Origin of the sequence: Pseudomonas sp., assembly GCF_049301935.1 — a bacterium.
GTDB lineage: Bacteria > Pseudomonadota > Gammaproteobacteria > Pseudomonadales > Pseudomonadaceae > Aquipseudomonas.
Window position 1 is genome coordinate 59758 of sequence record NZ_JBAQLP010000081.1, and the last position, 11834, is coordinate 71591.

The 11834-nt window shown below is 62.3% G+C and carries 14 protein-coding genes; 4 read left to right on the plus strand and 10 right to left on the minus strand.

Annotated features, from left to right (window positions below; translation table 11 throughout):
• Positions 1 to 181: 181 nt before the first annotated feature.
• The 4 genes from WA145_RS11685 to WA145_RS11700 form a co-directional block, all read right to left on the minus strand.
• Entirely contained in the window at positions 182 to 994 is an 813-nt protein-coding gene (locus WA145_RS11685) for a CAP domain-containing protein (protein ID WP_422581749.1), read from the minus strand.
• A 280-nt stretch (positions 995 to 1274) separates the two neighbouring features.
• Positions 1275 to 1688 carry an HPF/RaiA family ribosome-associated protein gene (locus WA145_RS11690; protein WP_422581735.1) on the minus strand — a complete coding sequence of 138 codons (414 nt, stop codon included), beginning with the start codon at positions 1686 to 1688 and terminating at the stop codon, positions 1275 to 1277.
• A 280-nt stretch (positions 1689 to 1968) separates the two neighbouring features.
• Positions 1969 to 2730, minus strand: a complete 762-nt coding sequence (locus WA145_RS11695) for an ABC transporter permease (protein WP_422581736.1) — start codon at positions 2728 to 2730, stop codon at positions 1969 to 1971.
• Positions 2727 to 3656: an ABC transporter ATP-binding protein gene (locus WA145_RS11700; RefSeq protein WP_422581737.1), complete on the minus strand. Its 930-nt coding sequence runs from the start codon at positions 3654 to 3656 to the stop codon at positions 2727 to 2729. Before WA145_RS11700 ends, WA145_RS11695 begins: the two co-directional genes overlap by 4 nt.
• Before the next feature lie 160 nt (positions 3657 to 3816).
• Here WA145_RS11700 and WA145_RS11705 point away from each other — a divergent pair, with 160 nt between their 5' ends.
• Together WA145_RS11705 and WA145_RS11710 are read left to right on the plus strand one after the other, a co-directional pair.
• Positions 3817 to 4116: an I78 family peptidase inhibitor gene (locus tag WA145_RS11705; protein ID WP_422581738.1), complete on the plus strand. Its 300-nt coding sequence runs from the start codon at positions 3817 to 3819 to the stop codon at positions 4114 to 4116.
• 74 nt (positions 4117 to 4190) lie between these two features.
• Positions 4191 to 5729, plus strand: a complete 1539-nt coding sequence (locus tag WA145_RS11710; protein WP_422581739.1) for a sigma-54-dependent transcriptional regulator — start codon at positions 4191 to 4193, stop codon at positions 5727 to 5729.
• Positions 5730 to 5845: 116 nt separating this feature from the next.
• On the opposite strand, the gene WA145_RS11715 is transcribed toward WA145_RS11710, so the two are convergent.
• The 5 genes from WA145_RS11715 to WA145_RS11735 form a co-directional block, all read right to left on the minus strand.
• A complete protein-coding gene (locus tag WA145_RS11715; protein ID WP_422581740.1) occupies positions 5846 to 6757 on the minus strand; it encodes an SDR family oxidoreductase in 912 nt (303 codons plus the stop codon).
• Between the two features lie 308 nt (positions 6758 to 7065).
• Positions 7066 to 7950 carry an alpha/beta fold hydrolase gene (locus WA145_RS11720; protein ID WP_422581741.1) on the minus strand — a complete coding sequence of 295 codons (885 nt, stop codon included), beginning with the start codon at positions 7948 to 7950 and terminating at the stop codon, positions 7066 to 7068.
• Complete coding sequence (locus WA145_RS11725; RefSeq protein WP_422581742.1) at positions 7947 to 8729, minus strand: class II aldolase/adducin family protein; 783 nt, start codon at positions 8727 to 8729, stop codon at positions 7947 to 7949. Before WA145_RS11725 ends, WA145_RS11720 begins: the two co-directional genes overlap by 4 nt.
• Positions 8730 to 8828: 99 nt before the next feature.
• Entirely contained in the window at positions 8829 to 9296 is a 468-nt protein-coding gene (locus tag WA145_RS11730) for a cupin domain-containing protein (RefSeq protein WP_422581743.1), read from the minus strand.
• Positions 9296 to 9748, minus strand: a complete 453-nt coding sequence (locus WA145_RS11735; RefSeq protein WP_422581744.1) for a flavodoxin — start codon at positions 9746 to 9748, stop codon at positions 9296 to 9298. Before WA145_RS11735 ends, WA145_RS11730 begins: the two co-directional genes overlap by 1 nt.
• 161 nt (positions 9749 to 9909) lie before the next feature.
• On the opposite strand from WA145_RS11735, the gene WA145_RS11740 reads away from it, so the two are divergent.
• Complete coding sequence (locus tag WA145_RS11740) at positions 9910 to 10371, plus strand: PAS domain-containing protein (protein ID WP_422581745.1); 462 nt, start codon at positions 9910 to 9912, stop codon at positions 10369 to 10371.
• Between the two features lie 51 nt (positions 10372 to 10422).
• On the plus strand, positions 10423 to 11034 hold the full coding sequence (locus tag WA145_RS11745) for a hypothetical protein (protein ID WP_422581746.1): 612 nt from the start codon (positions 10423 to 10425) through the stop codon (positions 11032 to 11034).
• Between the two features lie 138 nt (positions 11035 to 11172).
• On the opposite strand, the gene WA145_RS11750 is transcribed toward WA145_RS11745, so the two are convergent.
• On the minus strand, positions 11173 to 11834 hold a 662-nt coding region (locus tag WA145_RS11750), incomplete at its 5' end, for an acyl-CoA dehydrogenase C-terminal domain-containing protein (protein WP_422581747.1).

Genomic DNA, 11834 nt, shown 5'->3' on the forward strand with positions numbered 1-11834 from the left:
TACAGGGGATATGCCCACGCCAGGCACAAACCAGGCTATATGTGGCTGGCTGCCGGGTTGACTCAGCTGAGCCAACCCGCGCTGAAGGGCGTGAGTATCCCGGATGAGTAGACCTCACGAGCGGGGTCTGCCTTAATCCAACAGGGTCTTGGAACAGAACCTTGATCAAGGCGGGCGGTTCCTAAGGCGCGCCAAATACCGCCGTCCAGTAGATGCCCGCATCACTCTTGGGGTCGTTGGCGTAGGCAGCGCCCAGTTCGCTGAATTGCGAGTTCATCAGGTTGGCGCAATGGCCGGGGCTGGCCAGCCAGCCATCGACCACTTTGCTGGCGTTATCCAGGCCGGCGGCGATGTTTTCGCCGATGCGCTGACCGCTGTAGCCGGCCAACTCGGCGCGGTCGCCGGGGGTACGGCCGTCCGGGTCCTGGTGGTCAAAGAAATTACCGTTGGCCATGGCCCGGCTGTGGGCTTCGGCGGTGCTGCCCAGGGTGGCATTCCACGTCAGCGGCGCGCTGGCGGCAAAGGATTGGCTGCCGCACCGGCGCGCCGTACTGCGCGCGACGTTGAGGTGTGCGAGCAGCGCCTGCCCTTCCGCCTGCCAGTCGCCCAGGCGCGCCGCCAGTAGCGGCCGAGCCAGCAGGATGCGCCACTCGCGGCCCTGCTGATGGACGCCGATGTCGACAAACTGCGGGTCGAGCAAGATCGTGCAGAAGCTCTCCTGCAGCACCTTCAGCGCCGCCGCAGCGTCACGCGGGCCGGACAGGCTGATGGCCTGCACGTTAACCATCGGATAGCCCGCCGCACTCATGGCCTGCTGCAAATCCCCCGAACGGCCGACTGGTTGCACCAGGCGCGAATCGGCCGTCAGTGGCGGCAACTCGGCAGAGGCCTGGTCGCCACAGCGCTGCACCTCACTGCGGTAGCTGTTGATCAAGCCGACCAGCTGCGCCGCATCGGCGGCTTGCACACCAGCGGTATACCCCAGCAGCAACATCAGGGCAGCGCTCGCCCGAATCAATAACTTGTCACCCATAAAATTCCTCAATCGCACATGCCCATACGACGTGCCCATAGAGCTAACCTGCTGATCTTGGCGCACCTGGGCGGTTGAAACTAGCCCGACAGAGACAGCGCAGCACTCTCGTCTCTCGGCAGGTAGAGCAACACCGCGGCGTTATAGCGCTCCGTAAATGAAAGCGCCCCAGCAGAATCTGCGGGGGCGCGTGCAATGGGTTGATAGACAGGCAGACCGGCCGGCGGTCGTATGCCTTTAGCTAAACGGCGCGCAACTGCTCCTCGGCGAGGAAGTCCTCTTCCAGCAATGCGTCCTGACCAGGCATATCGCGCGCCTCGTCGGCGTGCAGTGGCGTTACGCGCTTGCTGCGCAGTTTGCCGAATTGATGCTCAAGGGCGTGGTGCAGTTTTTCGATGGAGCCGTCGATGGCCTGCTCCAGTGACTCGGCCTTGTGGGTAACGGAAATAGGTTGCAGGCCCTTTGGCCGTGCTTCGATCTGGCAGCGCTTGTCGTGCGCGCCGGTTTTTGCGCCGTTATCGTCATGCAGGTGGACGACGATGCGGGTCAGTTCGTCATCGAAGCGCTCCAGCTTGCTGGCAACACTGGCACTGACCCACTCCACCAGACGAGCACTGCTTTCGATATGGTTATCGCTGTGAACTTGGATTTGCATAAAGCTTTCCTTCTTCAACTGTTCGCGAATAGCGTCGCCAACCAAGGCGACGACTCCAGCCTACGCCACTAAGCCCCCCTTTAGGCAAGCCCTAAGACGTTGGTCGTACTCACAAAGCTGCAGCGCAACCGCCGCCACTTCGCTGCAAGCCTTGCGCCCCGTGAGTTACACGACTACGACTGCAGTTCAAACAAAATCTTTCCACTCGTCATGTCGCCCGGCATGGCTGCGCGAGCCCCCTGCCGCGCAGCCAATAGCATTTCTAGCGGCTCAAGGGCGCTCAGCTTTTCAACCGATATCCGGTCTTGAAGATAAAGCCCACCGCCAGGATGCACAGCAGCAGAAAGCCAAGAATCATCGCCAGGCTCAGGCCGACGTTAACGTCGGAGACGCCGTAGAAGCTCCAGCGGAATGCGCTGATCAGGTACACCACCGGGTTGAACAGGGTCACCGTCTGCCAGGCCGGCGGCAGCATGCTGATCGAGTAGAACGCGCCGCCGAGGAAGGTCAGCGGCGTGACGATCAGCGCCGGCACCACCTGCAACTTCTCCCAGCCATCGGCCCACACGCCGATGATAAAACCGAACAGGCTGAAGGTCAGCGCGGTCAGCACCAGAAACGCCAGCATCCACAACGGATGGAGAATCTCGAAATCGACGAACAGCCGCGCCGTGATCAGGATCACCAAACCGAGAATGATCGACTTGGTGGCCGCCGCGCCGACATAGCCGATGAGGATTTCCAGGTAGGACACCGGCGCCGACAGCAGCTCGTAGATGCTCCCCGAATACTTGGGCATGTAGATGCCAAAGGAGGCGTTGGAGATGCTCTCGGTGAGCAGCGCCAGCATGATCAGCCCCGGCACGATAAAGGCGCCGTAACTCACCCCCTGCACCTGGGTCATGCTTGAGCCGATGGCCGAACCGAACACCACGAAATACAGCGAGGTGCTGATCACCGGGGTGGCGATGCTCTGCAGCAGGGTGCGCCAGGTGCGCGCCAGCTCGAACAGGTAGATGGCCTTGATGGCATAGACATTCATGCGCGCGCCTCCTTGACCAGACTGACGAAAATTTCCTCAAGGGAGCTTTGGCTGGACTGCAGATCCTTGAAGTCGATGCCGTGCTGGGCCAGGTCCTTGAGCAACTCGGCGATGCCGGTGTGCTCGCTCTGGGTGTCGAAGGTGAATACCAGGGCATGGCCCTCATCGATCAGCTCCAGCGGATAGCGCGCCAGCTCGGCGGGGATGCTCGCCAGGGGGTGCTGTAGTTGCAGCGTCAGCTGCTTCTTGCCGAGCTTGTGCATCAGCGCCTGCTTGTCCTCCACCAGAATGATCCGACCCTTGCTGATCACCCCGATACGGTCGGCCATTTCCTCGGCCTCCTCGATGTAATGGGTGGTGAGGATGATGGTCACGCCGCGCTCACGCAGACGACGCACCATGTTCCACATATCGCGGCGCAGTTCGACGTCGACGCCGGCGGTGGGTTCGTCGAGAAACAGAATCTGCGGCTCGTGGCTCAGCGCCTTGGCGATCATCACCCGACGCTTCATGCCGCCGGACAGCTCGAAAATCTTCGCGTCGCGCTTGTCCCACAGCGACAGGTCCTTGAGCAGCTGTTCCAGATACGCCGGGTTGGGCTTCTTGCCGAACAGGCCACGGCTGAACTTCACCGTCGCCCAGACAGTTTCAAATACATCACTAACCAGCTCCTGCGGCACCAGGCCAATCTGCGAACGCGAGGCGCGGTAGTCCTTGATGATGTCCTTGCCGCCCACCAGCACCCGTCCGCCACCTGGGTTGACGATGCCGCAGATGATGCTGATCAGCGTGGTCTTGCCCGCACCGTTGGGGCCGAGCAGGGCAAAGATCTCGCCCTGGCGAATATCCAGATTGATCTCTTGCAGCGCCGGGTGGCCACTGGCGTAGGTCTTGCTCAGCTGTTGAATCGAGATCACCGCTTGCACAGAACCTCCTGCTCTGGGGAAAAGCGCAATTGTAGGGAAGTTGCCCGGACTTGCGGAAATGCTGATGCAGCAACCTGGGCTGATTTGCCAGGCCAACGTTGAGCGAGAGCAGATGCGACTGCTAGGCTGAGCGGGTTATATGCCGACAAGGAAATACACCATGGCTCTTCGTCACCACCTCGCCAGCCTTAGCCTCCTCGCCCTGCTGGCCGGTTGCAGCTCACAGCAGCCAGCCCAGCAAGCCGCCGAAATCAGCGGCGACTGCAATGTCGAGCAGGTTCACGGCGTACTCGGCCAGACCGCCAGCGCCGAGCTGATCGAGCAGGTGCAGCAGCAGGCCAACGCCAAGACCCTGCGCGTCCTCGCCCCCGGCGACGCCGCCACCATGGATTACAACCCGCAGCGCCTGAACATCGATATCGATGAAAGCGAAGTGATCATCCGCCTGACCTGCGGCTGAACAGCGCCCGATTAACTAAGCCAGACAGACCGGGCATACTGGCGCACCTGTAACCCAGTCGGCCGCCCGTTTCCATGCGTATTCACGTCACCTTTATCGACCGCGTTGGCATCACCCAGGAGGTGCTGGCCCTGCTCGGTGGGCGCAATCTCAACCTGGATGCGGTGGAGATGGTGCCGCCCAACGTCTATATCGATGCGCCGACCCTGAGCCCGGCGGTGCTCGATGAGTTACGCGAGGCGCTGTTCAAGGTGCGTGGCGTACAGGCGGTAACCATCGTCGACATCCTCCCCGGCCAGCGCCGCCACCTGCAACTCGATGCCCTGCTCGCGGCCATGACCGATCCGGTGTTGGCGGTCGATAACCAGGGCCGCGTACTGCTGGCCAACCCGGCGCTGATCGAGCTGTGCGGCCAGCAGCCCGAGGGACTGGGGATTGGTGAACTGTTCGCCGACAGCCAGTTACAAACAGAGCTGCTCGAACAGAAATTCCGCCTACCCATGCGCGAGGTCACGCTCAAGGGCCAGGCCCTGCTGCTGGATGCGCAACCGATCACCGAAGGCGTGGATGGCGGCGCTCGGCATCTGGCCGGCGGTCTGCTTAGCCTTTACGCACCGAGCCGTATCGGCGAACGCCTAGCGGCGCTGCACCATGATCACGCCGAGGGCTTTGACTCGCTGCTCGGCGATTCCGCACCGATTCGCAACCTGAAAACCCGCGCCCAGCGCGTCGCCACCCTGGATGCGCCGCTGCTGATCCAGGGCGAAACCGGCACCGGCAAGGAACTGGTAGCGCGCGCCTGCCATGCCATCAGCACGCGGCGTACCGCGCCGTTTCTCGCGCTGAACTGCGCGGCATTGCCGGAGAACCTCGCCGAAAGCGAGCTGTTCGGCTATGCCCCTGGCGCTTTTACCGGCGCCCAGCGCGGCGGCAAGCCGGGGCTGCTGGAGCTGGCCAACCAGGGCACGGTGTTTCTCGATGAAATCGGCGAGATGTCACCCTATCTGCAGGCAAAGCTGCTGCGCTTTTTAAGCGACGGCAGCTTCCGCCGGGTCGGCGGGCAGAGCGAGGTCAAGGTCAATGTGCGCATCCTCAGCGCCACCCACCGCGACCTGGAAAGGATGGTCAGCGAAGGCGCGTTCCGTGAAGACCTGTTCTATCGCCTGAATGTGCTCAACCTGGAAGTACCGCCACTGCGCGAGCGCGGCCAGGACATCCTGTTACTGGCGCGGCACTTTATGCAGCAGGCCTGCGCGCAGATCCAGCGCCTGCCCTGCCGGCTAACGCCGGACACCTACCCGGCGCTGCTGGGCAACCGCTGGCCGGGCAATGTGCGCCAGTTGCAGAACGTGATCTTCCGCGCAGCGGCGATCTGCGAAAGCAATCTGGTGCAGATCGATGATCTGGATATCGCCGGCACTGCGGTAGCCGCGCAACAGGCCGAAGGCGAAGTCAGCAGCCTGGAAGAGGCGGTGGCCGAATTTGAAAGAAATCTGCTGGAGAAACTCTACCCCAGCCACCCCTCGACCCGGCAACTGGCGACACGTCTACACACCTCGCACAGCGCGATCGCCATGCGCTTGCGCAAATATGGGATTCCGGGCAAGGGCTGAGCAGGTTGGTGCCACGCCAACCCCAGACAGACAAAGGCCGGCGTTGCGCCGGCCTTTGTGTTGAAGCTCTGCAGGATATCAGCCTACCGGCTCACCACCCTGCCTACGTGATGCGCTCAGAGGGCGAACTTCTGCAAGTTGGCCATCATCTCTTTCATCGCTTCGATATTGTCCTTCGGATGGGCCGCGCCTGCGAAGTCGCAGATCTGCGCGAAGTTGGCCGCCACGTCTTCCGGGCTGTAGCCTTCACGCGGATCGAAACCGGCGCCCAGGCTGCGTTCCCAACGCACCTTGCCCATCCAGCCACCGCCGACTTCGAACAACCCGGAAGTTTCTTCACAGGCATTACTGGCCAGGTACACCACCAGCGGGCTGACCAGCTCGGGCTTGAGCTGCTCGAACACCTGCGGCGGGATCAGCCCTTCGGTCATGCGCGTACCGCCGGTAGGGGCGATGGCGTTGACCAGGATATTGTTCTTGCGTCCTTCGATAGCCAGGGTGCGGGTCAGGCCGTACAGGCCGAGCTTGGCCATGCCGTAGTTGGACTGGCCGAAGTTGCCGTAGATACCCGAGGTGGACGCGGTGAAGATCACTCGGCCATAACCTTGCTCACGCATATGCGGCCAGGCGGCGCGGGTGACCTTGTAGGCGCCCTCGACGTGCACCTTGTAAACCAGGTCCCAGTCGGCGTCTTCCATCTTGTGGAAGGTCTTGTCGCGCAGGATGCCGGCGTTGTTCACCACCACATCGATACGGCCGAAGGTGTCCAGGGCGCACTGCACGATCTTCTCGCCGTCGGTCACCGAGTCATGGTTGGCCACGGCGGTGCCGCCCGCGGCGCGAATTTCTTCGACCACTTTGTCCGCCGCCGAAGCATTGGCGCCTTCACCGTGGGTGCTGCCGCCCAGATCGTTGACCACCACCTTGGCACCGTGTTTGGCGAACAGCAGCGCATGGGCGCGGCCCAGACCGCCGCCGGCCCCGGTGACGATTACAACCTGATCTTGAAAACGGATGGCGTCGCTCATGCAGCATTCCTCGGCAGATTAACAATGCTCCGAGTGTCCAGCAGTCGCGCCCTGGTCACAATAGCTACGCGCAGCGCTGAATGGTGCGCGATAAAGCAGCGGGATAGTCAGGCTAAACAAAAGGCTGACCCCTAGGATGAGCGCAGCGAAAAAAGCGGTGCTTACCCGCTGTACGCCCTGCGGGTCGTGCTGCAGCGCGTTAGCCGCAAGCGGCTTGCCGAGAGCGTTTTTAACGCAGGATTGGCAACGCACGACTGCATGGATGCAGAAGGTCGAGCGACGGAGGAAGCCAAAGCCGAGGTGGACTTTCAACTGCCTGCTAGCCGTTCACGAAATTGCAGGTAATGCGCCAGCACCTGATCTGGCGCTTCGGTCTGCGGATAATGACCAATGCCCTCCAGCAGCACGGTGTCCGGCTTGGCAATCAGCTCGCGATAACGCGCCACCATATGCGCCCCGGAGATCGGGTCGACAGCGCCATCGATCACCCGCATCGGCACCTCCGTGGCCTGCATCGCCGCCACCCAACGATCGCGGTTGACGCGCCGCTCGGGCATATAGCGGATCAACCGATGCATCACCGCAGGGCCATTATTGGCGGCGATCAGGCTCCAGAAGTCATCCAGTTCGCTGGCGCTCGGTTGCGTGTGCGGGCCGAACACCTGTGCAAAGCTGGCGGCCAGCTTCTGGCGACTGAACAGCCGGCCAATCAGCGGACCGACAGGGCTAAGCAGCAGCTTCTGCACCAGCACCGGGTGATGGGTTTCCGGAAACAGCCCGCCATTGAGAAATACACAGCTGGCCAGCGCGATACGTCCGTCCTGATGCCGGGCCAGCAGTTCCTGGGCCACGCTGTCGCCATAGTCATGGGCCAGAACATGCACCGGATCAGCAATACCCAGGTGCGCCAGCAGCGCCTGCTGCAGATCGGCCTGCTGCAGCAGGCTGTAGGCATGCCCGCGCGGCTTGGCTGAGTCGCCAAAGCCGAGCATATCGCAGGCAATTACCTGATACCGCGCGGCCAGCGGCGCCCACAGGTAATGCCAATCCCAACTGGCGGTGGGGAAACCATGAATCAGCAACAGCGGCTCGCCCCGCCCGGCCGTCCAGTAGCGGATGCCATGGCCGTTAAAGCTGAAGTTCTGACCCGCGCTGCGCCAATCCACCAGGGCAATCCCTGGCAGCGCACTCATGCCGCGTAACCCGGCATCTGTTGATCGAGCTTGCGCAGCAACGCCGGCCACGGCAGTGCACCGCCCATGCCCTGCGGGCTTTTCATCACCCCGGCGATCATCGCCCGGGCGCCGTCGAGCACCTGCTGCGGGATCTGGATCAGCTCCGCACCACCGCTCAGCGCCATGACCTGAATCTCGCAGGCGCGCTGCAGGATAAACATCATCAAAAACGCATCGGCGATGCTGCCGGCGGCAGTCAGCAGGCCGTGGTTGGGCAGGATCATAAAGTTCTTCTCGCCCAAATCGGCCTGCAGGCGCGCCTTCTCGTCATGGTTGAGCGCCACGCCTTCATAGCCGTGGTAGGCCAGGCTGGCGAGAACAAACAGCGACTGCTGCGACAGTGGCAACAGCCCCTGCTTCTGCGCCGACACGGCGATGCCCGCTGCGGTGTGGATATGCAACACGCAGCCGACATCGTGGCGCACCTCGTGCACAGCGCTGTGGATGGTGTAGCCGGCCGGGTTGATGTCGAACGGGCTGTCCATCAGTTTGTTGCCGGCCAGGTCGATCTTCACCAGGCTGGAGGCGCTGATCTCGTGAAACATCAGGCCGTAGGGGTTGATCAGGAACTCTTCGCTGCCGGGAATCTTCGCCGAGATATGGGTGAAGATCAGATCATCCCAGCCATACAGAGCGATCAGCCGGTAGCAGGCGGCCAGGTCTACCCGGGCCTGCCACTCGGCGGCGGACACCTGATCCTTGAGGCTGACAACAGGCAGTGCGTGGGCAACGGTCATGGTGGATTCCTCGGCTTTTGTTATTGAACTGCCAAGGAGTCTAGCGAGGGATGTGGCAAAGGTGAGTCGCTCTGGCGGCCAGGGTGGTGGCCTTGCGGGTCAAACCAGCTCGGGATGCAGCTGCGCCAGCAGGGGCCAGTCGCGCTGGGCCTGGGCATCATCGGCAAGCAGGCGAAAGCCTTCGAAGTCAAAACCCGGGCTCACCGAGCAGCCCACCAGGCTAAAGGCCCCGGTGCTGCGCGCGGCCTGCCAGGCGTGAGCCGGCACCAGGCGTTGCGGCAACTGGCCCAGCGTCACCGGGCCCAGACGTGGACAACGCAGGGTATCGGGCTGCTCAGCCACCAGCAGTTCCAGGGGCGCACCCTCGTAGAAGTGCCAGAGCTCGTCGGCGTCGATGCAGTGCCAACGGCTGACCTGCCCGGCCGGCAACAGAAAAACAATGGCCGTGGCACAGAGCCGGCCGCCGTCCAGCTGCGCCGACGACTCATACAGGCGGCGGTAATAGCCACCTTCCGGGTGCGCCTGCAACTGCAGCGCGCTGATCAGCTCCTGCGCGCGCGGGTGCATCAGCCGTGCAGCGCCGCACTAAAGTCCGCCAGCCAGGGTTCGGCGTCGCTTTCCGGGGTCACGCTTTCGCTGCTGTCCAGGCGCAGCATCGGCTGCACTTCACGAATGCCCAGCTCGGCATACAACTCGCGCACCAGCTCGCCGCCGCCACAGAAGGTATCGCCATAGCTGGAGTCGCCCAGGGCGATCACCCCGCCCGGCAGGCCGCTCCAGGCCGGTAGGTGGTCGCGAATGGCGTAGTACAGCGGCTGCAGGTTATCCGGCAATTCGCCCATGCCGGTGGTCGAGGTCACCGCCAGAAAGGCCTCGGGGGCGAAGGCCTGAATATCCGCCAGGCTGGCGCGCGGGTTGTGCCAGGCCTGATGACCGGCGGCGTTGAGCAGGCGCTCGGCGTGGCGGGCGACTTCCTCGGCGGTGCCGTACACCGAACCGGAAAGGATGGCGATCTTCATGCAAAACTCCGAAACAGTCAGAACCAAATCGATAAGCCCGGCATTATGCCGCAAGTAGACAGCCCGCCCGGATGTTTTAGAATGCGCCGCACCGGCAAGGCTTAGTTGACTTAAACTTAAGCAGCGGCCACTTCATACCAGCTGAGCCAAGGAATCGCCTTATGATCAATGCCAAACTGCTGCAACTGGTGATCAACGCCTCCAACGACGGCATCGTGGTGGCCGAACAGGAAGGTGACGACAACATCCTGATCTATGCCAACCCCGCCTTTGAGAAACTCACCGGCTACGCCAGCGAAGACATCCTCTATCAGGATTGCCGCTTCCTGCAGGCCGGCGACCGCGACCAGCCAGGTTTGGACGCCATCCGTGAAGCGGTGAAAGCGCACCGCCCGTGCCGGCAGATCATCCGTAACTACCGCAAGGATGGCAGCGTGTTCTGGAACGAGCTGTCGATCACCCCGGTGGTCAATGATGCCGACCAGCTGACCTACTACATCGGTATCCAGAAGAACGTCACCGTGCAGGTCGAAGCCCAGGAGCGGGTCAAGCAGCTGGAAGCCGAACTGGCCGATCTCAAGGCCGAACTGGCACGGTTGCAGGCGACGACCGGCAGTAACTAACCCAGGCCTGGGCGGTCACAACAGCATCAGAGCTTGATTAAGACCGCCCCCATGCAAGCACAGCCCCTCCTGACCGCGACCGAACTGGCATTTATTCGCCAGCTGCACCAGCCCGCAAGCACCAAGCAGCGCAGCCAGCCCCCGTTACCGGTGGATATTGGCCAGCAGCTCAGTGAGCTGCTGTCGCACTACTCGAGCGATGAGCCGCTGAGCCTGCACGCGCATATCGCCAACCAGCACCTGACCTTTGACCTGTACCTTAGCCAGGACGAGCAGAACTCACCCTGCCTGCAACTCAGCGCCCCGCAAATTTTCGATGAAGGTGAAATCAACCGCGCCTGGCGTTCGCCCCTGCCCGAGCCTTTGCGACTGCTCAACCAGCGCGCACAGCCCAGTGATCTGTGGGTTCACCAACTGTCGATGAATGGTGCGCTGATTGAACATCGGGGACGGCGCAAGGCGCCCAAGCGTTTTAATCTGCTGTTGCCACTGACCGAACAGAAGCCGATCACCCTGGTCGGGGTGTTCGTTCGCGCAACCGAGGGCGGCCTGCTGGCTTACCAACTGCATACGCTGGACCCGCAAAGCGATGAGCAGCTGCGCCAGTTTATCTACCAACAACACCTGCAGCAGGAACAGCGGCTGCATACCGCGCGCCGCTGAAACCACGACAAATACCAGACAAAAAAAGACCCGCAATCAGACGGGCCTAAATTGCAGGCGAAACGCCTGCAGCAGGGATAAAAAAATCCGATAGCCGAAAATGGGCGAAACTGATGGCTACCGGATTGCGCAGTCGTTTTAGGCAGCAAACTCCTCTTCGCTGAAGGCCATCAGCGTGGCTTTGCCGGCCTTGACCTCGGCCAGCAGGCTGTCGGTTTCAGTCAGGATGCGCGCCATAAAGAAGTCCGCAGACTTCAGCTTGGCGCCGTAAAACAGGGTTTCCGTGCTGCCGGCCGCCAGTTTGGCCTTGGCCACCGCGGCCATGCGTGCCCACATCCAGGCCAGGCTGGTCAGGGCAAACAGGCGCAGATAAGGCGTGGCCGCCGCACCCGCCTGCTCGGGGTCTTTCATGCCCTCGCTGGCAATCCACAGCGTGGCCTGCTGCAACTGCTTGAGCGCAGCGCCTACCGCAGCCACATGCTCCGCCTCGGCGTTGGCCTTGAGCCAGCCTTCAACCAGAGCAAAGTAATTGCGCACCGCGCGACCGCCACCCAGGCCCAGCTTGCGCCCGACCAGATCAAGCGCCTGAATGCCGTTGGTGCCTTCATAGATACGGGTAATCCGCGAATCACGCACCAGTTGCTCGATGCCCCAGTCTTCGGTGAAGCCGGAACCACCCAACACCTGCAGGCCTTCGTTGGCGCAGTTGAAACCTTCATCGGTGAGGAAGGACTTCACCACCGGAGTCAGCAGCTGTACCAGATCATCGGCCTGCTCGCGTACGGCAGGGTCTGCATGGT

What these genes read in the sequence shown, in the direction of transcription:
- WA145_RS11710 (WP_422581739.1), top strand. Translation starts at nt 4,191, where the DNA reads ATGCGTATTCACGTCACCTTTATCGACCGCGTTGGCATCACCCAGGAG.
- WA145_RS11745 (WP_422581746.1), top strand. Translation starts at nt 10,423, where the DNA reads ATGCAAGCACAGCCCCTCCTGACCGCGACCGAACTGGCATTTATTCGC.
- WA145_RS11735 (WP_422581744.1), bottom strand. Translation starts at nt 9,748, where the DNA reads ATGAAGATCGCCATCCTTTCCGGTTCGGTGTACGGCACCGCCGAGGAA.
- WA145_RS11705 (WP_422581738.1), top strand. Translation starts at nt 3,817, where the DNA reads ATGGCTCTTCGTCACCACCTCGCCAGCCTTAGCCTCCTCGCCCTGCTG.
- WA145_RS11695 (WP_422581736.1), bottom strand. Translation starts at nt 2,730, where the DNA reads ATGAATGTCTATGCCATCAAGGCCATCTACCTGTTCGAGCTGGCGCGC.
- WA145_RS11690 (WP_422581735.1), bottom strand. Translation starts at nt 1,688, where the DNA reads ATGCAAATCCAAGTTCACAGCGATAACCATATCGAAAGCAGTGCTCGT.
- WA145_RS11685 (WP_422581749.1), bottom strand. Translation starts at nt 994, where the DNA reads ATGTTGCTGCTGGGGTATACCGCTGGTGTGCAAGCCGCCGATGCGGCG.
- WA145_RS11725 (WP_422581742.1), bottom strand. Translation starts at nt 8,729, where the DNA reads ATGACCGTTGCCCACGCACTGCCTGTTGTCAGCCTCAAGGATCAGGTG.
- WA145_RS11720 (WP_422581741.1), bottom strand. Translation starts at nt 7,950, where the DNA reads ATGAGTGCGCTGCCAGGGATTGCCCTGGTGGATTGGCGCAGCGCGGGT.
- WA145_RS11730 (WP_422581743.1), bottom strand. Translation starts at nt 9,296, where the DNA reads ATGCACCCGCGCGCGCAGGAGCTGATCAGCGCGCTGCAGTTGCAGGCG.
- WA145_RS11740 (WP_422581745.1), top strand. Translation starts at nt 9,910, where the DNA reads ATGATCAATGCCAAACTGCTGCAACTGGTGATCAACGCCTCCAACGAC.
- WA145_RS11715 (WP_422581740.1), bottom strand. Translation starts at nt 6,757, where the DNA reads ATGAGCGACGCCATCCGTTTTCAAGATCAGGTTGTAATCGTCACCGGG.